We start from the raw sequence: 24,818 nt of genomic DNA on the forward strand, positions 1-24,818 counted from the left end.
TTTAAAAACCCCATAAAGAGACGCAATACAATTCATAACCCTTGTGATGAACTGTATCACTCACAACAAGGGCGCCTTTTATGAAGGAAGTTTGTCGTGACAAAAAAAACAACCGTCAGCCTGGGCTGGCAAATATTGCTGGCTTTGGTATTGGGTATTATTCTGGGAAGTTACCTGCACTATCATGCCGAAAATCGTGACTGGCTGGTGACCAGTTTACTGACACCAGCAGGTGATATTTTTATTCATTTGATCAAAATGATCGTCGTCCCTATTGTCATTTCTACGCTGGTGGTTGGGATAGCGGGCGTCGGCGATGCCAAACAGTTAGGGCGCATCGGTGCCAAAACGATTATCTATTTTGAAGTGATCACCACAGTGGCGATTATTCTCGGGATCACGCTGGCTAATCTCTTTCAGCCAGGAAGCGGTATCGATATGACGCAACTGGCGGTAGTCGATATTTCAAAATATCAAAGCACCACCGCAGAAGTGGCCAGTCATAGTCATGGTCTGGTAGGAACAATTCTGTCACTGGTGCCTACCAATATTGTCGCCTCGATGGCAAAAGGCGATATGCTGCCCATTATCTTTTTCTCGGTGCTGTTCGGCCTGGGGTTATCTTCATTACCCGCTACGCATCGTGAGCCGCTGGTTACTGTTTTCCGTTCCATTTCTGAAACCATGTTTAAAGTCACTCATATGGTGATGCGCTACGCGCCAATCGGCGTATTTGCATTAATCGCAACTACCGTAGCGACCTTTGGTTTTACCTCTTTGCTGCCGCTGGCTAAACTGGTGATACTGGTCTATTTCGCCATTTTACTGTTCGCGCTGGTGGTACTGGGGATCGTGGCACGGATAGGGGGGCTGAATATCTGGACACTAATCCGTATTCTGAAAGAAGAGTTGATCCTCGCCTACACCACCGCCAGTTCTGAAAGCGTCTTGCCACGTATTATTGAGAAGATGGAGGCTTACGGCGCACCGGCATCGATTACCAGCTTTGTCGTACCAACGGGTTACTCCTTTAATCTTGATGGTTCGACGCTATACCAGAGTATTGCGGCGATCTTTATCGCCCAGTTATATGGTATTGATCTGTCACTGTGGCAGGAAATTACGCTGGTACTGACCCTGATGGTGACGTCGAAAGGCATCGCCGGAGTCCCCGGCGTCTCTTTTGTGGTGCTGTTAGCAACACTAGGCAGTGTGGGTATTCCGCTGGAAGGTCTGGCATTTATTGCCGGTGTTGATCGTATCCTCGATATGGCGCGTACCGCGTTGAATGTTGTCGGTAATGCACTGGCGGCGCTGATTATCGCGCGCTGGGAACATAAGTTTGACCATAAAAAAGCGCTGGCTTATGAGCGTGAAGTGCTGGGCAAAGCGGACTAACGGAGGATAGTGTTTCAGGGTTATCCACTGCCAGTGATACGCTGGCAGTGGATAATGAGTTAATTATGGGTCAGAAAGCGAGCCAGTTGCTGCTGTAATAGCCGATTCTCACGATGGAGACGCGCATTTTCATCAAGTAGCGTCAGGGCGACAGCAATACCGGGCCAGTCCAGTTCCAGTTCCCGGCGCAGACGAACCGCACGTGTCACCACGATCACCGCGTGATCGTCAAATAACCAGATTTCACCCTGCGGTGGCGTCGGCTCAACGACCCCCAGACCAACGATCTCCTGCAAATCTTCTTCAGAAACGCCGGTATGTAAACAAAACTCCGGTATCGTTAATGTCACGGTCATGCTAGTCATTACGCTTTCCCCATTCTTTACGTGGCTCGAAACCCGACTCCACATCAGCTAGCTGTCGCCAGAGTTCGCTGGCTTTTTCATTGGGCTTAGGCGGCATCACAATCCGGATAACCGCATATAAATCACCGGTGGTGTTTTTATTTACCAGCCCTTTTCCTTTGATTCGTAGACGCTGCCCCGCCTGGCTCCCTGCCGGAATGGTCAGCCGAATACTCTCTTTCAGTGTTGGTACTGTCACCTTCGTACCCAATGCAGCTTCCCACGGTGCCAGTGGCAGGACAATTTCCAGATTATGACCCACAACATCAAATAACGGGTGAGGCGCGATATGGATAATCAGCCACAAGTCGCCATTCGGGCCACCATTTTCTCCCGGCGTACCCTGGCCTTTCAGACGAATACGCTGGCCATCCGTGACACCGGCCGGAATTTTCACATTCAGCGTTTTGGGTATTTCTTTCTCGACCATGCCGAAAGCGTTATACACCGGCAGGTTATAACTGATAGTACGGGTCTGGGTGGCGAGGGTTTCTTCGAGGAATACGCCCACTTCAATTTCCACATCATGGCCACGTACAGCACGCTGACGTCTGGTATGGTGTGCCTGCTGGCCAAACATTGATGAGAAGATATCGTCAAAATCCTGCTGATTATAACTGTGTTCATAGGATTGAGATTGCTGCTGATGGCCAAAGTGCGGATCGTTACGGTGAGCCCAGAGCTGGTCATATTCTGCACGTCGCTGGTCATCTTTTAATACTTCCCAGGCTTCAGCGATATCTTTAAATTGCGCTTCAGCATTGGCTTCAGTGCTGACATCGGGGTGATATTTACGCGCCAGACGACGATAAGCTGTCTTGATGGTTTTTAAATCGTCTGTCGGTTTGACCCCGAGAATGGCATAATAATCCTTTAATTGCATGATATTATCTCATTTTGGGTGTGAGGCGATGGTCGCTGTTTTCATTACTAATCTTAGGGCAAAATGACGATGTCTGTGGGAGGAATATCGCGAAAAATTGTGCTAATTGGCATTAACAGCATAATTTTACGTTGGATGCCAGCCAGTTATTAAACCCTTTGCACCCAACGATTACCGCCTCGTCCCACGGCTAATATCAGCCCAGCCCGCTATCCTGCGACGAAATGATAACACCGCTTAACCGGATACTGCCGTATGGAAAATCACGCGATCGGCTTTTTCCGTATACTGATTAAGCTTATCGAAATTCAGATATTGACCCGTCTGTTGTCCGGTGTTGCCTGCTGCAGAGATAACCGCATGATATTCTGCCAGTGTCGGCAATCTCCCCAGCAACGCAGCAACCGCTGCCAGTTCCGCCGAAGCCAGATAAACCCTGGCGTTAGTACCTAAACGATCAGGAAAATTACGGGTAGAGGTAGACACCACCGTTGCCCCATCAGCAACCCGAGCCTGATTCCCCATACACAACGAACAGCCGGGAATTTCAACCCGGGCACCACGCTGACCAAAGATACGATAATACCCTTCTTCAGTAAGTTGCGCCGCATCCATACGGGTGGGGGGTGCCAGCCAGAGCCTGACCGGTAGCGCACCCTGATGGTTATCCAGCAGTTTACCTGCAACACGGAAATGGCCGATATGGGTCATGCAGGAGCCGATAAAAACTTCATCAATCTTCGTGCCCTCGATCTCAGAGAGTGGACGGACGTCGTCGGGATCGTTGGGCGCACAGAGAAATGGCTCTTTGATCTCCGTCAGATCAATATCAATGACCGCAGCATATTGTGCATCCGCATCCGCTTGCAGCAATTGCGGATCTGCCAGCCATTTTTCCATCGCTGTGATCCGGCGCTCCAGGGCGTGGCGATCACCATACCCTTCTGCAATCATCCACTTCAGTAGTACCCGATTTGAGCTGAGATATTCCGTGATGGATGCCTGATTTAACCTGATTGTGCAGCCCGCCGCAGAGCGTTCAGCGGAAGCATCTGTCAGTTCAAACGCCTGTTCTACTTTCAGCTCAGGCAAGCCCTCAATTTCCAGGATACGGCCAGAAAAGATATTCTTTTTCCCCTTCTTTTCAACCGTCAGCAACCCCTGTCTGATGGCATAGAGCGGAATGGCGTGTACCAGGTCACGTAGCGTTATCCCAGGCTGCATCTGGCCTTTGAAGCGTACCAGTACCGATTCCGGCATATCCAGTGGCATGACGCCAGTCGCTGCCGCAAAGGCCACCAGGCCAGATCCTGCCGGGAAAGAGAGGCCGATCGGAAAGCGGGTGTGTGAATCTCCCCCGGTACCGAGGGTATCCGGCAACAGCATCCGGTTAAGCCAGGAGTGGATCACGCCATCGCCCGGACGCAGCGCAATACCACCACGATGCATAAAAAAATCAGGCAAGGTATGATGCGTGGTGACATCAACCGGCTTGGGATAAGCCGCGGTGTGGCAAAAGGATTGCATGACCAGATCAGCCGAAAAGCCGAGGCAAGCCAGGTCTTTCAGTTCATCACGGGTCATCGGGCCTGTCGTATCCTGTGAACCTACAGACGTCATTTTCGGTTCACAATACATGCCGGGACGGATACCGGCGACACCGCAGGCACGCCCTACTATTTTCTGCGCCAGTGTATAACCCTTGTCACTTTCCGCGACCGCGTTTGCCTGACGGAATACCTCACTGGCGGTGAGCCCCAAAGCGGTACGCGCTTTCGCGGTCAGCCCGCGACCGATAATCAGCGGAATACGCCCTCCGGCACGTACCTCATCGAGCAGCACATCGGTTTTCAATCTGAATGTTGCCAGTTGCGTATCGCTATCATGATCACGTATTTCGCCTTTATAGGGATAAATATCAATAACATCTCCCATGTTCAGCGCACTGACATCCACCTCGATCGGTAACGTGCCAGCATCCTCGAGGGTATTGAAGAAAATGGGCGCGATTTTGCCTCCCAGTACCACACCGCCACTGCGCTTATTCGGTACGCAGGCAATATCATTGCCCATAAACCACAATACAGAATTGGTGGCAGATTTACGCGACGATCCGGTTCCCACCACATCGCCGACATAAACCAGCGGGAAGCCTTTTTGCTTCAGTGCCTCAATTTGTCTGACTGGCCCGATCACCCCAGGCTCGTCCGGCTCAATACCTTCTCGGGCGTTTTTCAGCATCGCCAGCGCATGCAAAGGGATATCCGGGCGTGACCAGGCATCAGGGGCCGGTGAGAGATCATCGGTATTGGTTTCACCCGATACCTTAAAGATGGTCATGGTGATTTTTTCCGCCAGCGGGGGGCGACTCAGAAACCACTCCGCATCAGCCCAGGATTGCATAACCTGTCTGGCGTATTGATTACCTGCCTGCATTTTTGCTTCTACATCGCCAAAGTTATCAAACATCAGCAGTGTGTGGCAAAGTGCCTTTGCCGCAATCGGTGCCAGATGTCTGTCATCCAGCGCGGCAATCAGTGGCTGAATATTATAACCTCCCTGCATAGTACCCAATATTTCAATGGCTTTTTCCGGCGTGACCAGAGGTGAGACGACATCACTGCTGGCGATCGCCGCAAGGAAATGGGCCTTCACCTGAGCAGCCTCATCGACACCGGCGGGCACACGGTTGATTAATAAATCTAACAGGAGTGCTTCTTCGCCCACGGGCGGTTGTTTTAACAGCTCAACCAGCCCGGTCATCTGACTGGCATCCAGCGGCCTGGCCACAATCCCCATTGCGGCACGCTCAGCCATCTGCTGACGATATTGCTTCAACATTGTTGTCTTCTCCTTTTTTAATGATTAAAACAAGCGTTGAACACACTCCCGACCCGCACCTTCTTTATCATATTTTTTGCTGATAAAACCCATCATTAGTAACAGAATCAATTCATGCCAGTTACATAGTCATTCCGTCAACATGCATCGTGATTCTGTTGCAACATTTGTTTTTCAGAAAATAACTTGCTATCTTCACATCGGGTTATCAGACAGGATGATAACATTATCACTACAATTTAAATGGAAATAAAATAGATATTGCTCCCTATGTTGGCAAGCGTTTGTTAATTAAGATTTTTAAAATAATTAAAATCTTTAAATTTATCTGATTATGTGAATTACATCATACGGATGGGTATTCTTTTACCATACAGTATTCATGGTTATCAGCTTATTATTTTCAGAGGGAGTAATCATTGTGTTGCAATTCATCGTTGGTTTATTACAGGATGCTTCCATTCTGGTCAGTATCTTTACTATCGTCGGTAATATTGCATTAAAGAAAAGTTTTAACGATATCATTGTTTCCGCAGTAAAAACTTATTTAGGATTTACATTACTGTTTGCTGGCGCAAGCCTGATGATCTCACCCGCGCTGAAGAGCTTTTCAAAAATATTTGTCTCGGCATTCAGCATCAATGGCGTTATTCCGAGTAATGAAGTGGTGGTGGTTGAAGCAATGCAAAAGCTGGGGCATGTATATACCTCAGCAATTGCCATTGGGTTGATTGGCGCGATGTTATTAAATATTCTTCTGGCGCGCCTTACACCATTAAAATTTATTGTCCTCTCAGGCCACCATATCTTTTTCATGGTCAGCTGCCTGACGATTATTTGTATGCTACATCAATATTCAATTTACACCTCGGCCTTTATCGCGACAGTTATCACTGGGTGCTGGTGTGTGATTTCACCCGCAATGTTAATGAAATATTGTCGAGAGATAAAAAAATGTGATGAGCTACGAAAATCAGGTGATTTTTCTATCGGTCAGTTCGGCTCAATCAGCTATTTCCTGGCGGGCTTGCTGGGGAAAATGTTTGGTAATAAGAAAAATGATATTGAATCCATCTCTATTCCAAACAGCATTGGTTTCCTGAAAGATAAACAAGTTTCAACCTTTTTATTAATGCTGTTATTTTTTGTTATTTCTACCCTCATTGCTGGAACAGAAAATATTCAGGGAAGCGTCGCAAATCGTGGACATAATTTCAACATTGTCATTTATCTGTTCAAACAGGCGGGGATGTTCGCTGCCGGTGTCTACGTCCTGACACGTGGTGTAAGTATGTTTATTGAACAATTAATGCCCGCATTCAAAGGGATCAGCAATAAGATCGTCAAGAACTCTATTCCGGCGGTTGAGATTTTTTCCTTGTTTCCCTACTCCTCTAATGCGGTTTTTATCGGCTTTGTATGCTGTACGCTGAGCGGTTTTCTGACCATGATCGCCTTACCTTTCCTCGGGTATCCGGTCATCATTCCTAGTCTGTTGTTTACGTTTGCCAGCGGAGGGGGTTCGGCGATTATCGGTAATGCGACAGGCGGAATACGAGGCGCAATAATCGGCTCGGTTATCTGTGGCATTATTTCAACAGCCGGTTCTGCTTTGCTCTTTCAGCCGCTACAGGATGCCGGAGTGGATTCACCCACCGTGTATTCGACAACAGATTTTACCCTGTTAGGCAATACATTAAATGGTATCCTGTCATTATTCCGCTAAAACAACGTCCTCATCGCTAATATGAATACTGTCCATTCTGGACAGTATTCATCTATTTTGTCATGATTAAGAGCCTGGCCCAGCAGGCGTTATTGGCGCAGCCAGTTTGGACACGAACAGCGCGGAGAAACCGCAGCGTACAGGTAACGTGAGGATTTCGAGCACTGCCCAGGGCCAAAATGGCAAGTAAAATAGCCTGATGGGCCAGGTTCTAAATTCAGATGTTATCACCATGATACCTGTGATAAGCTGTCGAAGTCTTGTGCAATGGGTACTTGAGTCGTCACTATCTGTATTTCTCCTGATACTGCCAGATAAAAGCCTGTCCCGTCGGCATACCAGGCACCGACTGCGCGGAGAAACCGCAATGTGCGCAAGCAGATAAAGTACCTGGCTACGCCTGTCGAGTTCTGAAGCAATTCTGATAGATGAGAACATTAATCAATGATATGTAATATTGGTGGAGACAATCATTATGAATGACAAACACTATGCTGGTCACATGGACTAATACCACAAAGGCGCAAACTTTCTGTCAATACTGTATTGTTATTTACTCTCTTATTATCTGCTCAGAAGATAATGCGGTAAAAAAAGCAATCTACGAAAAAAAATATTATTTTGTTCATTCTCTTTTAACACGTGTGAATGGTACGGGTATTATTGCGCCTGTGGCAAATAATTCAGGCACTGTTTTCTCCATTTACATCCTCATCAGCAATCCAGTAAATAGCCTGCACATGGAAAAAAGGATTAAAAATGAAGAATCTAATTAATGCCATTGTAGTGGAAGATGATGCTAACATGTTGTTTTTCATTGAAAATTTTATTAAGCATAATCATTCATATCGCTTACTGGGCAATGCCAATACCATTCAGCAAGCGAAAGTGATCATTGCCGCATTAAAACCCGATTTGCTGTTTCTTGATAATTTTTTACCGGATGGTAAAGGTATCGATCTACTGAAATATTTACGAATATCTCATCCCTCAATCGATGTTATATTGATTACTGCCGCTAATGATATTGATACGATTAAAATAGCATTCCGTCACGGTGTTTTTGATTATCTGATCAAACCTTTCATGATCGATCGGCTCAATGAATCACTGACTAATTACCTGATTTACAGCCATCAATATAATCATCACCAGTGGCAGCAGCAGGATATTGATAAATTATTTCATGCTAATTTAAATCATTATCATGAAAATGGCTTATCCTACCCGAAAGGTATTGATAAATTAACCTTACTACAGGTTTGTGCTGCGTTTCATGGTCAGCAGACTGAACATAGTGCTGGAAGTCTGGGTAAATGTATAGGGATCAGTAAATCTACTGCCCGGCGGTATCTCGAATATTGTAAACAAATAAGAATGCTGGAGGCACATATTGTTTATGGCGCAGTCGGCAGGCCAGAAAGGATATACCGTTTAACGGGAAAAATGGATACCCATTAGATTCCCGGCACGCGGCTGTTTGTCAGGCAACAGCGTGCCACCAGCATTAATTAGTGACTCTCTGATACCTGCTTGCAGTTTTCCAGCCAGGCTGGCATATCAATTTTACCATTTTGCATATATTTTTGCTGATTCTGCCAGTGAGCCACAAGGAAGGGCTTCAGCGCAGTCAGCCGCTTATTCAGCGTCAGCATTTGATCAAATACACTGACTTCATGCTGCAGTCCTTCCTGGCCATACAGCGTGGCGGCATCAACCAGGCTGCTGGCATAGTAGCTGGTCAGTTGCTGGAGCCGGTCAGCACTCTCCCCCAGTTTTGCTTTGCGGCTGATGCAGTTCGCATCACTGGCCTCTTTATCCTTACACAGTGCAGCATAATTTTGCTGTAAAAAATCGAGGAAGCGGCCATCGTCCTGCAGTTTGGTACAGAGAAAAGAACCAAGATTGAGGCTGGCACGGATTGATTGTGCCCGTTCTTCCTGCTGGCTCTGGTTACTGGCGCGCAACTGATTTTCCAGATCTTTCAGTTTTTGCTTCAGTGCTTCATCCCCAACATCAGAAGCCAGATCACCCAGCGCTTTCACGGTGTTATTTTCCGTTTCATCGCCCTTTTGTGTCTCTTTCTGACTGTCATTTCCCAGCTGTTGCCAGCTCTTTTCCAGCTGTTTTGCCCTGTTTGCCGACGTAATCGTCGGCGCGACCAGCACTAAGCGTAAACCGGTTGTTTTACTGCTTGTCGGGGTCGCCTCATGATAGTAATTAATCTCTTCACGCGCCGCGCTACGGATCCCCGCCTGTTGCGACTGAAAATTACCACCACGAACCACAAATCCCCCGGCCTGGCCATGTAGCCGATTGAGTTTATTGAGATAAAAAGGGGTAAACATCATCTCGGAGACATTTCCTAGCATATCATACAGACCGAGCGGATTTGGCTTAAGCAGGCCAATAAGCTGTAGCTTGCCATTGGAAGATTGCGCGCCAGCAAACCATTCATAGTTGGTCATTTCATCCATAGGGTAATGGATATCGCGAAACTCCGCACTGTTCACTTTCAAGCCACCACGAGCGGCAAATTCCCATTCAGCTTCGGTCGGCAGGCGGACAAAACCAGGATTGCCATCCTCTTTTGGCAGCTTATCCAGCGCATGGGTACGTAACCACTGGTTATATTTATCTGTGGCATTGATCGCATCAAACCAGCTCATGCCGGTTGCTGGCGTACTGAGCTGACGCGATGGTGTGGGACACTCCCCAGCCATCAGTGCCTGATATTGCAGCGTGGTCAGCGCATATTTACCTATCAGATAGTAACGCCCTTTTCCTTTCTGCTGGCTGAAACTGCCTGCGATAAAAGCCGGGTAGCTGTGTTCAACAACCCCCCAGTCGCCACCGTCCTGGCCTAATTTAACCGGCAGATCATCCAGCGGATCTGAGGCGGGAATGACAACCTGACGAAAGGCCATCGCCCCTTCGCAAGGCATGGGCAGGATGATATCGTCATCCGCAGGTTTAGGATTCCAGGTTTTTACATCCCAGGATGCAGCCTGCACGGATGACAGGCCAGCCAGCAGGCTGACAATTAACCCGCAAGATAATAAAGAGGGAGTAATAGTCACAAATAATCTCCGTCAATCAACAAATTAACCCGCATGTCCACAGCGGGCTTACACTTCACGCAGGCTTTGCGCCGGTTCAATATTAATCGCCCGCCAGGCACCGATACCGGCGACCAGCAGTGCGATGATCAGTGTCAACACCATCGCCATCAGGCCATGTACAGGGGTCATTTTACATAGCATATGATCTGTCGCCTGACTGGTCGCCAGTGAATGATTAAAAATCTGACTGGCGAGAAGATAGAGGCTGTAACCCCCGATATAAGCCACCAGACTGAGCATAGCGCCCTGAAACAGCACATACCAGACAACCGACGAGCGGGTGAATCCCAGCAGGCGCAGCACCGCAATATGCTTACGTTTACGATCCACATTGGCAATAAATGACCCGGCCAGCGAGGCAATACACCCCACCAGTGCCGTGCCAGCAATAATGTTAAAGATCACCCCCAGCACCCGGTTGATACTTTTTACATTCTCAATATCGGCCAGTCGGCTGGCGGTTTCGATATGCCAGCTGCGTAAATCATTCTCCAGCGCCGCCACCTGATCGATATCGCTGGCATAGAGCCGGGCACGTGCGTAGCGCGGCGGTTTACCATCCGGACGATTCCCACTGGTGATACCAAGTTCAGGGCTGATATCACCATCCCGGAAATGTTCCAGCATCATCAGTAAGTCAGGCTGAGTAAAAATAGCGGCACGGTTAAAATAGATGGCAGGCAGTATTCCCTTTACTGTCAGCGATTTACGCCCCCATTCCTGACGATTTTTTAGCTGGCGGCTGACCCGCAAGGTGATTGTACTGCCTACTTTGACCGCCAGTTTACGCGCGGCCTCCTGGGTCAGGATCACCTCATCATGACGCGCGATAGTCAGCTTTTCCAGCAAGGGATCGCCTGCTGCGGTCGGGATAACTTCAACATTTTCAATAAAATGGCTGCTATCACTCTGTAAGTCAGCCAGCGTATTCAGGGAGCGGGTTTGACCGATCACAAATCCGACATCAGGCCGTTGGCGTAATTGCTCAATCCACTCAGCTGGATAGCTCCCGCTACTGAGCATACGGATCTCCAGGTTACGCGGATCGCGAGCCAGCGCCTCCTGCAACTGGCTGACGATCCCAAAGCGCAGACCGAACAGCAACAACAGCGGCGCAATGACCGCCACCAGCGAGGAGATGATACAAAACGAGATAATCCGATCATGCCAGAGATCCTGCAGCGCCAGCCGGGCTGGCAACAAAATAGGTTTACAGGACAAAATAAGTTCCCCCTGACGTGGACTCTGCGTGGTTAAAACGGGCAGTCAGGCACGGTAAATTAAAACGCTGTACCAGCGGCCAGTCATGACATACCACCAGCGCCATCATGCCCTCCTGTTTCACCAGATCGATAAACAGACTGAAGAGTTGCCGAGCGTTGTGAGGATCGAGGGCGGCGGTCGGCTCATCGGCCAGAACCAGACAAGGGTGATGAGCAACAGCACGGGCAAATGCCGTGCGTTGCCGTTCACCAAACGAGAGTTGTGCCGGATATCGCGTCAGCAAAGGCGCCAGTTTTAAGCGCTCAATCACTCTGTCGAGCCGTTGTTTATCCACGGCCATATTCAGCAACTGGCCAGGCAACTGGATGTTATCGCGCACGGTCAGATAGGGTAGCAAGCCCCCATTTTGCAGGACAAAACCCAACTGGCGCGCCCGAATAGCGGCCAGTTCTGCCTGTTGATTCGACCTGATCAGCGCGGCCACATCCTGTTGTTGCTGCGTGTCATCTAACAGGAAACGCTCCACCGTCGCCGGGCGTAGCAATAATCCTATCGCCTCCAGTAGTGTGCTTTTGCCACAGCCGCTTTCCCCGGTCACCGCAATCACCTGACCGGGCTGTAACTCCAGTTGCGGCAGCCAGACATGGTGAGCCTGTGGCCCGCTGCCACGGATAACGTGCAGCTGATTAATCTGTAACATCAGGGCATCATTTCCAGTGGTACCGGGTAAACCCGGTCACGGGCGTCACTGTCTTTCGCCAGTGGCACCCAACGGTCAACATCGGCATTATATTTCTGGTAGTAACGCAGCTTGGTTGACAGGGTACGGATAAATTTCTCCTGAGATAAACCATCCCAGCTCTTCCAGGTGTCCTCATCAAGATTAAGCACATCACTGCGGTAGGGCAGATCCGCAAGATATTCGCCTAATACGCCAAGATCACCGATTTTAGCCTGATCCTTCTGTTTCAGTTGATTGGGATCAGCGCCCATCGTCGCGGCGACGGCACGCAGTTGATCGAACATTTTCGTCGGTGAAATGATGCCTTCATTTGCCGCCTGCAGGATCTGACTGATCACATCGCTCAAATCACTTAACTGACCTTTGGTTAATAGCACGCGAACATCGGTCACCGGAATATTCTGTTTAATCAGATCACGATCGCTGATCCAGGCCTGAAAAACCTGTGGCGCTTGCGTATTATTTTGTTTCCCCAGATAAGCTAACTGCATCGCATGACCAATCAGTGCGGTATCCTGTAATAATTTCTGCTCGGAAGTCAGCTTTTTACCCTCGTCTTTGGCATAGATGGCACTGCCAATCGCACTTTCTCCCATATAGGCAGCTTTAACCTGGGCGGTAATCGCCGAGGCGAGGGTATCCACTTGCCGACCAAAAACGTTCAGATCGCCAGCATCCACCGCCTGATAAAGGCTGGATTGCGTGCTGTCAAAAACGGACAGATCACGGTACTGCTCTTCCGCTTTAGCATGATCATCTTTACCGGATGCTGTTTTCAGGTGCAGCGTATAGATAGCGATACCCCGGTTGCCAGCCTCCAGACGAAGTTGCTTCGCATCCAGCCCGGTAGACGACAGTTTATTGCTCCCTTCGATTGCGCCAGCATCGGTAATCAGCACGATGTAGCGGGCGCCAAAAGCGTTCCAGTCGATGGTGTCAATCGCTGACAGCACACCCGCATAGGCGTCTTCATCGTACAGCGAGCTGGAGACCTTCGCCTCTTTCAGCGCAGCGACCTGATGGAGAAAATCGGCGCCATCTTTCACTTTATTCGGATCGACATACGTTCTGGTGGTATATTCAAGCCCAGGCACCGCTTTGGTATTAGAGCGGAAAGAGATCAAACCAAACTTGACCTGGTTTTGCAGGTTCTCTTGTTTTATTTTGTCGTAGATTTTATTAACCGCTTGTTTGGTGCGTTCAATATAAGGTCCCATTGAGATCGTCGAATCGATAACAAAGACCACTGACGCTTTAAAACCCTTGAGCTGATTAACATCATCATTTTTTTTATCTTTATCCGGTTCCGCCACCTTGCTCACGGAGGCGACGTTAAGCAGACGGGTGTAGAAACCATTTTCCGTCATCACCTCCTCACCACTCAGAATCGGTAACAGATAAAACTGTTTTTGCAGATCAACAAAATATTCCGGCTCCTGCGCCACGACCCCTTCGACGAGTCCTTCACGTTTGAGTCTGGCACGCAGCGGGGCGACAATCGATACCGGATCAGCGGCTGCCAGGATCGTATCAAGGCTTTTTTTCTCTTTAAAAAACAGCAAGCGATCACGATTCGCCGGATTGGTGAAGGCCAGGGTTAACTGCATTTTCCAGTCAACGGTGCACGCCTGTGGCAACCAGCCGCTGATTTTACCGTAACTGTCCGGGCCGACCTGGAGCCAGCTTTTACCATTGGCATCGGCTTTTTGATAGACATACAACCGACTAAACGCAGGTTGTAGCTCTCCCTCTTCATCACCGGCATTTTTCGCCAGCTTGCAACCCGGAGTGGTTAACACCCGCTGATATAAAGTCTTTTTCCCTTCCTGAAGAAGCGGCTTATCGCCATCCGCCGCCAGCGCATAGCTGGCGCACAACAGACCGCATACAGACAGTGCCAGACAGCGCGATCTCTTCATCATTTACGTAACTCCTCAAGACGTTGTTTGGCCTTTTGATTTTCAGGATCGAATTGCAATACCGTTTCATACCAGTACGCCGCAGTGTCAGCGTCCGGCGCGTTAAAACAGTCGCTGGGCTGATGATCTTTAGGGTCATATTCACCGGCATAAGCGAGCGCCACCTGACTGTCTCCCCCCTGGGCACGGTTCGCATACAGACGTTGTGCCACACCACATTTTTTCGCCTTTTTCGCCTCGCTGATGATCGCCAGCAGTTTGTCACTGTCCATTTTTTGCTGGACACACAGCTGGACAAACTCCATTTCGCTGAGTTTATCGAGATTCGCAGAGGAGCATTCCGTCACCACTGGCTGCTCTGTCTCGGCTGCGGGGGGTGGGGTGTTGACCACAGGGGCGATGCTTTCTTTTGGATGATGTCCCCAAAACCACCATAACGCCCCCCCCACAAGCAACAGTAGCAGTAACAGCAGAAAAACAAGGATCAGGGGTTTACGTGATCGTGGCGCTGTTTGTTCCACCACCGGTTCTGCTTCGGCAACCGGCTCTGGGGTTTCGACGATTAACGGCGCAGGTTCTGTCACCATCGGCTCAACAGGTGGGACAGGCTCAGGCGGTAATACCGGTTCTGCCGCCACCGGCACCACCGGCTCAGATACCTTTAATTCACCGCTGCTACCATAGTCGTCAGTACAACCGATCGCATCGGATGACAGCAATTCATCACGCGCCAGTTGCACTGTGGTATTGCGTGTTTCTCCGCTCGGCAGCGCGACCTGAATCTGTACCTGGCTGGTATTCGCCAGTAACGGATCAAGCACCACAGCACCAATACGAAAACCGGTGCCTTTGTCCAGTGGATAACCACCGCTGATCTTAAACCAGTGCTGGGCGGTGCTCCAGCTACCGTCCGGCTGCAGATAGTTTTGTTCATTATTACCGAGGGTAAATGTCAGATCCGGCAGAATACTTTGATCGCCACGCAGGCGAATCATCAATTGTGCAGTTCCCGGTATTGCTGGCTGACAGGCAATGATTTTCGCTAGCATGACACGCTCTCTTGTTTCAGATGACTGATGATTTGACCCAGCTGGCGATTCTGTTCGAAGGAGATATCGCGCGTCGCACTGTGGCCCGCATTGTTAAGGATTTGGGTCATCAATGCCGAGACCCAGTCGCCAATGTAGGCGATCCCTGGGGTGGCGGCGACAGACGGCAACTGTGGCAAGCCATCGCTGGTCAGCGCCATTTTTTTGCTAAACACTTTTTCTTTATCACCGAGATAACTGGCGGGGATCTGTTCGGCTGGCAGGGTGAGATAACCAAACCAGGCAATAAAATCACTGATCGTCAGCTGTGCGCGCAGCACCTGACGAGCCATTAATTGTTCACGTCGGGTATTGATCTGCTGCTGACCTGCCAGCACCTGTCTCAGGGTGTTTTCCAGATCCTGACGGCTGGCAGCGGTAATCAACTCTTCACTCAGTAAATTCAGCGATTCAGCTGAAAGACCGGGGGGAGCCCAGTAGGCACCCTGTTGCGCCAGCTCGCGCAGATGGGCAATCCATGCGGTAAAGACCTGATGAGCAAATTCATCATCCAGGCTGCTGCCTGGTGGCAGTACCGTTGCCCCCATCGCAGAGGCGGTGTCGGTTTCCGCGCTGCGGGTGGCCTCTTGCGCGAAGGGGTTGGCACCAAACGGATTGGCCGCCAGTAACGGCTGCGCTGGGGCATCTTCTGTGGTAGGCGATGTCTGCTGCTGATCGCGAATACTGAGATAAATATTATCCAGTTCGTGCACCGGTAATGCCAGGCGGTAGATCAATTCACCAATATTATGGGTATTTTCCGACAGGCTCTGCCATAGCACTTTGGCGATCTCCTGTTTTCGGGCTTGCTGACCATCACCATCCCGTTCATACCAGCGACCCAGTTTCTGTTCGCCTATCTCTTCGCGATACTGGAGCAGCTGCGCATGCAGATGCTGCAATTTAAAATCGAGGTGCGCCACGCCCTGTAATGCTGTTGTCAGGCGCGATATGCCACCATCATTAAGCTTCAGCATCGCCTGCCATGCCATCTGCGGTTCCGCGACATGACAGCGCACATTTTTACCACTGATAAAAGTGGCCCCCATCTGGTCCAGTACCCCCTGATAGCGTTCCGCAAAGGCCACTTCATGGAGTTTTTCTTCACTACCGGCGACAGGTTCGAGGGTAAGGAATGGGTTATCCAGCCCCGGTTTACGCACCAGGAAGCAGTTATTAAACGGCTTGCCTGGCGTCCACTGTTGCAGCCAGTCGTACTGGCCAAAACGCTCCAGTAAGGTCATATGTAACATGCCTTCCCAGCCCTCTTTTAACTGCGCTTCGCTGAGTTTCAGGCTGTTATTGATCCGCATATCACACATGGTAATCGCCCAGAACAGTCCGGGTTGCCGCGCTTCACGCTGCTGGGCATTTTTACCCTGGGTTTTTTCTACCCAACGATTTAACACCGGGCCAACATCCGCCACATCACTCTGTTTCGCTGAACTGGCACAGACCACCAGGGCATCCATCTCCTGGTTATCGGTATAGCGTTCAAACAGATAGGCCACTTTGCCGCGCAACAGAAGTTGTGAGATAGGGTTGAGCCCCTCTCTGCCCGCCTCTTCCAGCGCGGTTATTTTCAGCCGACCACGATAGCCGGGAAAATCGAGTAAGTCCATCTGCGTCATGACGCTACCGTCACTCACTTCTGCCAGTGGAAAGATCAGTTCCGCCGTCAGCGCGGTCAGTTCCGCTTGTAACAGTGTGGTGCGTGCGAGTTGCTGATCTTCCTTCCAGTAGCCAATCTCAACCTGCCGATCCTCGCCGGAACCGAGGCGATTGATGCTGTCAACATTCATGATACTGCCGTGACTGTGATCGATCAGGGTGGGCAGCGGCGCAAAAACCAGACTGGCATGGTTGAGTTTTTCCAGTACCCGGGCAAGGGTACGGTAGGTTTCCGTTAAGGCAGGTTGCTCTCCCCAGAGCAGAGAGAATAACTCTGCCCGCTCGCCCGAGGTCAGGGCGGGGGCGATTTTTAATACCTGCGGCCAGTAAGCATGTTCCAGCTTTTCCACCGACTTTTTGAACGAGGCATTCAGGTAATCCCACAATGCCACCACATCTTCACGACTGACGCCATTATTTGCCGTGGGCTGAGTGGCGCGTTGCAGGAACGGCTGTAAGCAGGCGTCAATACGGCTCTGATCCAGTTGATAACTCAACTGCTCATGGTTGAAATCATTAAACCAGGTATTCGCCAGAATTTTTGCCAGATCAATTTCGCTAAACAGACGTAGCGGCACAGGATAGTCTGCGGGCGCGACAGGAGCCTGGGCGGTAAAACGGGTCACCAGTCCGGTGGCTTCTTTCCCGCCACCGACCGGGTTGACCTGTTGAATAAAATCGATCCGCTGGTCACCATACAGCGCCTCCAGCCCGCCGCTGCTGTCGGCGGCTAACGCTGAAATCAAGTAAGATTTACCCGCCTGCGAGATACCGAAGATCCCCACGGTCATCGGCGTACCTGCGACATCTGTCAGGGTCGTCGCCAGATTACGGGTTCGTAGCAGACTGAGATTGAGTTTATCCGCCTCATTTTCCAGTCGCCGGGAGCCTACCCTGACGGTATCCACCCAGCCAAGCGCCTGCTGACATCCTTCGGCGACAGCAGCCCAACCCTGAATGAGAGCTTGTTGTTGATTGGTCATTATTTTTTAACACTCCCGCTATCGAGCCAATGCTGACTGTTAATGAGCCCGGTATCAGGCAGGGTATTCAGTTCCAGTTCGACATCCCGCTTGTTAAATGATTTATCCGTATTGCTGCTGACCTCTGCCACTGCCAGGCGATCACTGATTAAGCCTAACTGCCGTGCGCGAATCCCTTTATCCACCATCAGCCTGACTTTAAGATAGGGTGAACCGTTATCTGTTGAGGTGGCACGGGAGAATTTTTCCCGTCCTTCTTCGCTAAAACGTAAGGTATATAAGGGCGCTGCTGACCAGCGTTCAGCATCTAACTGGCGATAACCCAGCCGCAGATCACCACGCATAATGATCTGATCGGTGTGTTTCTCTCCGCTTTCATCTTCAGTCACCGGCAGGATAATCTGGCCATTTTCCGAGCTGATATTGCGGTAGATCACGTCGGCATCACGGATCAGATTATCCATATCAATGATCCCGATATGGCGAATCGTCGAGTATGGACGCAACGCTGATGTGTGGAAATGAAAGTTAGGGATACTATGACTGGCACACAGCTGGAGCAGCATAGCCCCCACCGAGGCGGTGCTTTTCGGATCATCAACCTGACCATTCTTATGGAACGGATACCAGGTGCCGGTTTGATAACCATGCAATGCTAAGATCCGTCCGGCAGGTAAAGGCAGATTGCGGCGAATAATCGCCTGAATCCCCGGCAATTGTGACGGACGCCCGGTCAGCAACAGCAGATCACAATCGTAATAAGACAAGACTTCGCACAGGGCGGTCAGCGCCTTATCGATATTGAATTTTCCGCTACAGAGATCATGATGGATACGGCTGAGCGGTAAATTGAGCATTATTGACGCGAGGCTAAATGTTTGTTCGCCGCCCGCTTTGTGGACTTCACGACGAACAAACCCTTCGACCTCTTCACTGATACTTCCCGCCGGTAATAGTTCATCAATGTGTTGATTGATAACCAGATGCGTCTGCTGATCCTGCGGATCGAATTGCTCGTAACAACCCAAAATATAGAGCGCCAGTGGCACAAAGAGTTGTAAGTTAAGTTGCTGACGCAACACCGCTTCCGCCGCGCTGATATTTTGTGAACCACAGAGTTGCGACATCAGTGTCGCCACCGACACGACACCTGCTTCACGCAGCGCCTGTTCAAAAGCGGGCAGAACATAGCATTGAATGACATCCAGCAAAATATCATCGCCCGCCATCTTCAGGCTGTCACGGAAGCGCTGATGCGGGATGATATGTACATTCGTCCCCCCGCCAGCGACCCCATTACTGTCGAGGCAATAATCAGAAATCACCAGATCTGTGGTACCGCCACCAATATCGATCGACGCAATCGTCAGTGTTTGCCGTTGCTGGCGATCCGGTCGCCCCAGAGTGTTGAAAAAAACCTCCGGATGACCGGCAAAATTCTGGTTGATCTCGGTATATAAATAGACGAGCTGGGCACAGGACGCTTCATCCCACTCAACACGGATCTCAGGGAGAGGAATTTTGAGCGTCGTCTCCGTCTGGCCGTCCTGTTGATCCTGATAGGGATCATTCTCACCACTATGCCAGCGTAAGGCTTTCCAGATCAATCCTACCGCCTGGTGCATTCTTTCATTGAGAATACAGCGTTCTGCCATCGGCAAACCTGGCGGTACGGTCAGAATGATATGCCGTAATTGCCGTGGTATTCCGGCATGACCCTGACGAATTCGTTGCTCGGGACTGTTTATCTGGCTGATGGCATGGGTTAACACTTCCGCGAGCATAAAGGTCATCAGTGAGCTACGTGAATAGCGGGGAGTGAATACCGGAATACGATCCATCTCGTCTTCAATGGTATGCAGCGCCTCGCCCCTTTCGTCAATTAAGCTGGCAAAAGGTGCCGCTGTCGCTAACGGGTTGCTGTCCTGAACATAGCTGCCATTAAAACGCCAGCCCTGACCATAAAACTTCTCATCCCATAAATAGCGTTTCGGACTGGAGAGACCGGTAGAGCCTTCACTGCCACGTCGATGAGCGGCTAAGCGGCTGGCTTCGCGACCGATACGGGCGATCGTCGGCCACTGGAAAGCATCGTGACGGCCACTGCGCACGGAACAGTGATCTTTACCAAAAAAAGCTTGCGAAAACTCGATCCGGCTTTCAAACGGATCGGTGTAAACCTGTTCCGGCGCACTCAGATCACGCAGTTTCAGCACATAATTATGCTGCAATCCTGGCCCCGCAGACTGGCCATGATCCTCAATCAGAATACCGCAGGTGCGCGAATTGCCAACATCAAGAATCAAATCAACAGCGATCGGTTTAATCGCATTCACTTCCCGGTTCGCGATCATCCTGAATTGGGGGAGATCAATCATCGGCCGGCTCTGGGCCTGGAGTCCCTCAACCGGCACAGCCATTAATGACAACAGGTTGAGATAATGTGCCTGGGGAAAGTGTTGTTCGAGCTGTTGTTCGCGTTCATCAATGTCCAGCCCCTTGTTCGCCTCTTTAAATACTTCCACCAGCCAGTCTGTTATCCACTCCTGACTCAGATACCAGTTGAGTGCATAGGTCGCCGTTGCCACGGCAAATATCGCCCCCGCATTAACATCTTCCTGGTTGGGGCCAAGATCGGCGGTGTCATGCTGTTTGGCCATGACACGGGTATCAATGGCCAGCGTCATACGGTAACTATGGCCGTCGATATCAGGCTGAGCCAGCTTAATCAGACGAAAACGCGCCCAGTTCAGCGGCCCTTCCTGATAACTGTGTGGTGGAATAAAGCGGAACAGCGGTAAAGGCAGCCAGACGCCATCCAGTAACTTCAGGCTCTGCTCCAGCGGCACATCATACAGGCTTTTCGCCTTTTCAATTTTGTCAGCTTCAGGCTGATAAAAATAGTAATCACGCTGTTCGTTATAAATAAGGCGCGTCAGCATCCCATTGGCTAATTTGATAAATTCGCCCGCAGGCTGCCGCCCGGGTGTAAAACCAAAATCCATAAACTGGATCCCGGTATCAGCCACTAGCGTGACTTGACGATCATAAGAGACTATCTCAGGTAACATAGTGTCATTCGTTCCTGGTTTCAGAAGTAGGTTGCAACATCTGGATAGGGAAAGTCGTGTCCCCACCACTATTACCGACGCAATCCGTTTGATTCGCCGTAGGCGACTGGCACTTAATCACTGGTATAATGAAACTCGAACCATCGCTACAGGTCATTTTCTCAGCATTGGTAATGTTCAGCGCCCCTTGCTTAATATTGCCATTCGCTGACCCCGAACAGGTCACCCCATTCGATTGACGCAGACTGACCGAGCCCTGACCCTGTTTAAAGTCATACTGAAGTTGTAACGGATGTCCGGTCAGCTTATCCTGAATACCACCATTGATCTGCCATTGACCATTCAGAAACGTTGCCGGGCCCTCAGGCATTGTGGCAGGCAGCGTCAACGGTTTTCCCCGGGGTGCGGTCACGGTGGGGTGAGTGACAGGATTTAAGCGCGGATCTCTTACCCCGGTGGTAGTGGTGGCCGGTTCCAGCCGCGGATCCCTTAGCTCGGTAGTGGTCGTAGTGGCCGGATCCAGCGCCGGATCTCTTAGCCCGGTGGTGGTTGTGTCCGTCGGGTCAGTCACCAGGCGATGCGTATCATCACCGATAAGGGGTTTATTAGTCAGCGAAGGGATTTCATGCTCTGTTGTCCGGGGATCGGTTAACTGATGATCAATCAACCGTTCTGAATCGTCCCGTGGCTCGACAACAACGGGCGCCGTGACCGTTGGATCAGGCTTGACCTCGCTGACCATCGGTGGTGCAGTTATCGTCTCAGGCTCAGCATGCTCAGATGGCTGCGGCAACACCTGTGTCGAGGGGGGGCTATCGTCATGGGTTGTCGGCAATGCCGCGGGGGCACAGCGACGTAATAACAGCAGCAATAGCGCCAGTAATAACAGGGCCAGCAGCAGCCATAGTAACCAGCGCCAGCGCCGGGGTTGTGTCGCGACAACTGGGTCTGGTTCCGGTTCTGCTTCGACCTGGGGAGGAGGCTCGGTCAGTGCAGGGGTGCTCTCTGCGACCACAGAAGAGGATTCCAGCCAGTGCATCGGATTACGCGGCTGATCGGTGGCATGAATAAATCCCCAGAAAGTGATCACCAGCACACCATCGACCAGATAAACAAAATCATAATCCGGAAAATAGACGACCAGCTTTAATAACCGGGCAAAAACCTGACGATCACCGCCCGCATCATTTTGCCGGCTGCTCATCTGCTCACTTAATGCCTGTACCGCAGTCTGAAATTCACTGAACTGCTGTCGGGCAGAAGCCTGTTCACTTTCACTGGCTTTATTCCACGGGATCACATCACCCGGAAAACTGCTGTACCAGTCCGTGCGATCACCCCCCTGATCATTTTGCGGCACCGCCAGATGGCGCGCCAGATCGTGTCCGGCATCAAGACGATGGATGGCTTCCCGTAGCTGAAAAGCCATTTTGAACACCGGATATCCGGTTTCACCGAGCGCCTTAAATGAAGAGTTATGCCCGGTACGCAATAAAGGCCCCTGAACTGAATTTCGCATGGTCTCAACCCTGTGATGTTTCCCTTATATTTCTTTATTTCAACTGAGTGATTAATCTTTTTCCGCTGCGACCCACGGCAGACCATAACCGTAATAATCAGACATCGATCTTCGGTCCGGGAAAGTACGCCCAAGTCGCTGTACCACAAGACTGCCATTGACATTTTTTAATTTCGCGATCGCGGCACTGATGCTGTCTTTACTATTCCCCACCAGCGTAGTGGTGATCGGTTTTTCTCCGGGAATATAGATAGTGACTGTCGCACCAGTTCCTTTCCAGCTTTCTGATCCTGAATAAACCAGGCTGTGAACCATGATCTCGTCAATTTCCTGCCAGTGACTGCCATTAACATACAGCCACTCGCCAGTTCTATTCGTCCCATCACGCAAGTCTTGTGGCAAAACAACATAAGGGGGGCTGTAATAGTCTCCCCAGCCGCTTAATGCATCAATCTCGGTAGTTTTCCCGTTTTTAAGCCGTACAATGGCACCAACATCCAGATCAACCCCCTCTTTTTTCTTTCCTTGCTTCCACTTCAGATTAACCTTGATGAAATCAAAATTGTCACGTTTGGCAATTTTCACCTCAGGGTTATCTTTAGTTAGCTCAATATAGGGCTTAGGTTTGGGTTCCGGTTTTGGCTCCGGTTTAGGTGCTGGCTCTGCGACCGGCTCCGGAGGTGCGACTGGCGCTACCACTTCCGGTTCAGGAGGCTCCACCGGCTTTGTGACCTCCGGTACTGGCGGTATGACGCCCGCCTCATCCAGCGGTAACGTTTCGGGGACATCGATTTTCGGCAATGCAGGAATAACTGGCATATCGATGTTAGGTTCTGATGGCCCGGCCGCTACAGGTGTGTTGTGACGCAGGTAATACAGCCATCCCGCCAGCGCCAGCAATAACAACAGTAACAATAATAACAACAGCGCAAGCCACCGTTTCCAGCGGGAAGTCGGCGCAACCGCTGGGGTAGCGGCCATCGCGGTTTCAGGGGCAATAGCCGGGGTGACAGGTTCAGTTGTCGGCTTAACCGGTCTGACAAAAGGCGTCTCTTCCGATAAAGGGCTCCAGTTAATCAGTACTGGCTCACCCGCTACATCAAAACAATCCAGTCCCTGCGAGTGATTGAGCAATGTACGTAAGGCGGCGGCTGATTTATCCTCACCGATACCATCCAGCTTATCGATAAGATCAGCAATGACGGTCTGATACTGCTGGCGTTTATTTTGTAAGGCAGCCTGTTCCTCCTGGCTTAACTCCGCCAGCGATCTCGCCAGCCCCTGGCGCGCTGTCCACCATTCCAGCTCCCCTGCGCTACTACGACGAACCGTCGCATAAAGAAATGCTAGCGGTGGTGGCAGATAGCGCTGGATGATAGCCAGCGTCCCCTGATATGTTGCCAGTGTGGCTTCATCAATATGTGCGGCACGACTTAAACGTTGCATAGAATCAGTATTATTTTTTTAACGCGATATATGGCGCATTATGTTGCTGATTATCGTGACCAGCGGGATCAGCAACCCATGATGTTCAACTTCACCATTAACAACATGAACGGTTGTTAATGAAGCATATTGGCTTGCTCCAGAGTATCAATTCTCTTTTTCGCCTCAGCAATTTTCTTCTCAATCGCTTCGATTTCATCACTACCACTGGCATATTGAGATTGCTGTTGCAGCTCCTGGAGTTTCGCGATCTCTGCCTGGCTGGCCTTGCTTTGTCGTTTTTGTGTCTGCAGACGTTTTAGCGTCTGATTTAAATCGGAGCGAACCTCTGCCAGCCTGGCTTGCTCATCGGCGAGTTTTTGACTGGACTCCTGCTCTCTGATCCGTAAATCTGCCAGCCTTTGTTTCTCATTCTGATTATCACGCTGGCTTTGTCTGACTTGCCGTTCCTGGTCAGTAATTTTTTCTCTATACCCCCCGGAGGAAACACAACCTAATTTGGTCAGAAAACCTGGATCTTGTGCGTGTAAGTCGCAATCCTGTGAAGTGTTCATACAGCCCGTCAGTAACAGGGCGGTGAAAAGCGCGTATTTTTTCATCATCATGAACCGTAATAAAAAGATATCCGATATCAAAACAACGATATACCCTGAACAGTAATATCGCCGGGAAATAACAGCTTCCCCTCTTCGACCCGAAGCGACTAAGCCGAAGAGGAGAATGCGATTAATACAAATAATGATGGCGATAACCCGAATCTGATAGTGCCATCAACTTGCTG

General features: G+C 50.3%; 17 protein-coding genes. 4 read left to right on the forward strand and 13 right to left on the reverse strand.

Translation table 11 applies throughout. The features are described 5' to 3' along the window. Positions 1 to 96: 96 nt before the first annotated feature. The gene (gene gltP, locus PT300_01235; protein ID MDF7679317.1) at positions 97 to 1,398 is read left to right on the forward strand and encodes a glutamate/aspartate:proton symporter GltP; all 1,302 of its coding nucleotides are present in this window, start codon (positions 97 to 99) and stop codon (positions 1,396 to 1,398) included. Between the two features lie 59 nt (positions 1,399 to 1,457). Here gltP and cbpM read toward each other — a convergent pair whose 3' ends face one another. The 3 genes from cbpM to acnB all read right to left on the reverse strand — a co-directional run bounded on the left by cbpM (position 1,458) and on the right by acnB (position 5,526). Further along, positions 1,458 to 1,763 (reverse strand): chaperone modulator CbpM, encoded by a 306-nt coding sequence (gene cbpM / locus PT300_01240; protein MDF7679318.1) that lies wholly within the window; start codon positions 1,761 to 1,763, stop codon positions 1,458 to 1,460. Further along, entirely contained in the window at positions 1,756 to 2,685 is a 930-nt protein-coding gene (cbpA, locus tag PT300_01245; GenBank protein ID MDF7679319.1) for a curved DNA-binding protein, read from the reverse strand. The genes cbpM and cbpA overlap by 8 nt, the downstream gene beginning before the upstream one ends. A 237-nt stretch (positions 2,686 to 2,922) precedes the next feature. After that, complete coding sequence (acnB, locus tag PT300_01250; GenBank protein ID MDF7679320.1) at positions 2,923 to 5,526, reverse strand: bifunctional aconitate hydratase 2/2-methylisocitrate dehydratase; 2,604 nt, start codon at positions 5,524 to 5,526, stop codon at positions 2,923 to 2,925. 421 nt (positions 5,527 to 5,947) lie between these two features. On the opposite strand from acnB, the gene PT300_01255 reads away from it, so the two are divergent. The 3 genes from PT300_01255 to PT300_01265 all read left to right on the forward strand — a co-directional run bounded on the left by PT300_01255 (position 5,948) and on the right by PT300_01265 (position 8,713). Further along, a complete protein-coding gene (locus tag PT300_01255; protein MDF7679321.1) occupies positions 5,948 to 7,252 on the forward strand; it encodes a sugar-specific permease SgaT/UlaA in 1,305 nt (434 codons plus the stop codon). Between the two features lie 479 nt (positions 7,253 to 7,731). Then, positions 7,732 to 8,028, forward strand: coding sequence for a hypothetical protein (locus PT300_01260; protein ID MDF7679322.1), 297 nt, complete (start codon positions 7,732 to 7,734; stop codon positions 8,026 to 8,028). After that, complete coding sequence (locus tag PT300_01265) at positions 8,012 to 8,713, forward strand: response regulator (protein MDF7679323.1); 702 nt, start codon at positions 8,012 to 8,014, stop codon at positions 8,711 to 8,713. Before PT300_01260 ends, PT300_01265 begins: the two co-directional genes overlap by 17 nt. Positions 8,714 to 8,763: 50 nt before the next feature. On the opposite strand, the gene PT300_01270 is transcribed toward PT300_01265, so the two are convergent. From PT300_01270 to PT300_01315, 10 genes are all read right to left on the reverse strand, one after another. After that, positions 8,764 to 10,332, reverse strand: coding sequence for an SUMF1/EgtB/PvdO family nonheme iron enzyme (locus PT300_01270; protein MDF7679324.1), 1,569 nt, complete (start codon positions 10,330 to 10,332; stop codon positions 8,764 to 8,766). Between the two features lie 48 nt (positions 10,333 to 10,380). Next, a complete protein-coding gene (locus PT300_01275) occupies positions 10,381 to 11,595 on the reverse strand; it encodes an FtsX-like permease family protein (GenBank protein MDF7679325.1) in 1,215 nt (404 codons plus the stop codon). Then, positions 11,585 to 12,298 (reverse strand): ATP-binding cassette domain-containing protein, encoded by a 714-nt coding sequence (locus PT300_01280; GenBank protein ID MDF7679326.1) that lies wholly within the window; start codon positions 12,296 to 12,298, stop codon positions 11,585 to 11,587. Before PT300_01280 ends, PT300_01275 begins: the two co-directional genes overlap by 11 nt. Next, the gene (locus tag PT300_01285; GenBank protein MDF7679327.1) at positions 12,298 to 14,259 is read right to left on the reverse strand and encodes a VWA domain-containing protein; all 1,962 of its coding nucleotides are present in this window, start codon (positions 14,257 to 14,259) and stop codon (positions 12,298 to 12,300) included. The genes PT300_01280 and PT300_01285 overlap by 1 nt, the downstream gene beginning before the upstream one ends. Further along, on the reverse strand, positions 14,259 to 15,308 hold the full coding sequence (locus tag PT300_01290) for a hypothetical protein (GenBank protein ID MDF7679328.1): 1,050 nt from the start codon (positions 15,306 to 15,308) through the stop codon (positions 14,259 to 14,261). The genes PT300_01285 and PT300_01290 overlap by 1 nt, the downstream gene beginning before the upstream one ends. Continuing rightward, positions 15,302 to 18,001, reverse strand: coding sequence for a virulence factor SrfC family protein (locus PT300_01295; protein MDF7679329.1), 2,700 nt, complete (start codon positions 17,999 to 18,001; stop codon positions 15,302 to 15,304). Before PT300_01295 ends, PT300_01290 begins: the two co-directional genes overlap by 7 nt. After that, the gene (locus tag PT300_01300) at positions 18,001 to 21,072 is read right to left on the reverse strand and encodes a virulence factor SrfB (GenBank protein ID MDF7679330.1); all 3,072 of its coding nucleotides are present in this window, start codon (positions 21,070 to 21,072) and stop codon (positions 18,001 to 18,003) included. Before PT300_01300 ends, PT300_01295 begins: the two co-directional genes overlap by 1 nt. A 4-nt stretch (positions 21,073 to 21,076) precedes the next feature. Next, entirely contained in the window at positions 21,077 to 22,591 is a 1,515-nt protein-coding gene (locus PT300_01305) for an SrfA family protein (GenBank protein ID MDF7679331.1), read from the reverse strand. Positions 22,592 to 22,642: 51 nt separating this feature from the next. After that, positions 22,643 to 24,037 carry a tellurite resistance domain protein gene (locus PT300_01310; protein ID MDF7679332.1) on the reverse strand — a complete coding sequence of 465 codons (1,395 nt, stop codon included), beginning with the start codon at positions 24,035 to 24,037 and terminating at the stop codon, positions 22,643 to 22,645. Positions 24,038 to 24,153: 116 nt separating this feature from the next. Beyond that, on the reverse strand, positions 24,154 to 24,591 hold the full coding sequence (locus PT300_01315; protein ID MDF7679333.1) for a hypothetical protein: 438 nt from the start codon (positions 24,589 to 24,591) through the stop codon (positions 24,154 to 24,156). Positions 24,592 to 24,818 lie beyond the last annotated feature (227 nt).

The organism is Enterobacteriaceae bacterium ESL0689, from assembly GCA_029433525.1.
Classification (GTDB): Bacteria; Pseudomonadota; Gammaproteobacteria; order Enterobacterales; family Enterobacteriaceae; genus JAQTIF01.

What these genes read in the sequence shown, in the direction of transcription:
- cbpM (MDF7679318.1), bottom strand. Translation starts at nt 1,763, where the DNA reads ATGACTAGCATGACCGTGACATTAACGATACCGGAGTTTTGTTTACAT.
- cbpA (MDF7679319.1), bottom strand. Translation starts at nt 2,685, where the DNA reads ATGCAATTAAAGGATTATTATGCCATTCTCGGGGTCAAACCGACAGAC.
- acnB (MDF7679320.1), bottom strand. Translation starts at nt 5,526, where the DNA reads ATGTTGAAGCAATATCGTCAGCAGATGGCTGAGCGTGCCGCAATGGGG.
- PT300_01260 (MDF7679322.1), top strand. Translation starts at nt 7,732, where the DNA reads ATGACAAACACTATGCTGGTCACATGGACTAATACCACAAAGGCGCAA.
- PT300_01265 (MDF7679323.1), top strand. Translation starts at nt 8,012, where the DNA reads ATGAAGAATCTAATTAATGCCATTGTAGTGGAAGATGATGCTAACATG.
- PT300_01280 (MDF7679326.1), bottom strand. Translation starts at nt 12,298, where the DNA reads ATGTTACAGATTAATCAGCTGCACGTTATCCGTGGCAGCGGGCCACAG.
- PT300_01285 (MDF7679327.1), bottom strand. Translation starts at nt 14,259, where the DNA reads ATGAAGAGATCGCGCTGTCTGGCACTGTCTGTATGCGGTCTGTTGTGC.
- PT300_01290 (MDF7679328.1), bottom strand. Translation starts at nt 15,308, where the DNA reads ATGCTAGCGAAAATCATTGCCTGTCAGCCAGCAATACCGGGAACTGCA.
- PT300_01295 (MDF7679329.1), bottom strand. Translation starts at nt 18,001, where the DNA reads ATGACCAATCAACAACAAGCTCTCATTCAGGGTTGGGCTGCTGTCGCC.
- PT300_01300 (MDF7679330.1), bottom strand. Translation starts at nt 21,072, where the DNA reads ATGTTACCTGAGATAGTCTCTTATGATCGTCAAGTCACGCTAGTGGCT.
- PT300_01305 (MDF7679331.1), bottom strand. Translation starts at nt 22,591, where the DNA reads ATGCGAAATTCAGTTCAGGGGCCTTTATTGCGTACCGGGCATAACTCT.
- PT300_01310 (MDF7679332.1), bottom strand. Translation starts at nt 24,037, where the DNA reads ATGCAACGTTTAAGTCGTGCCGCACATATTGATGAAGCCACACTGGCA.
- PT300_01315 (MDF7679333.1), bottom strand. Translation starts at nt 24,591, where the DNA reads ATGAACACTTCACAGGATTGCGACTTACACGCACAAGATCCAGGTTTT.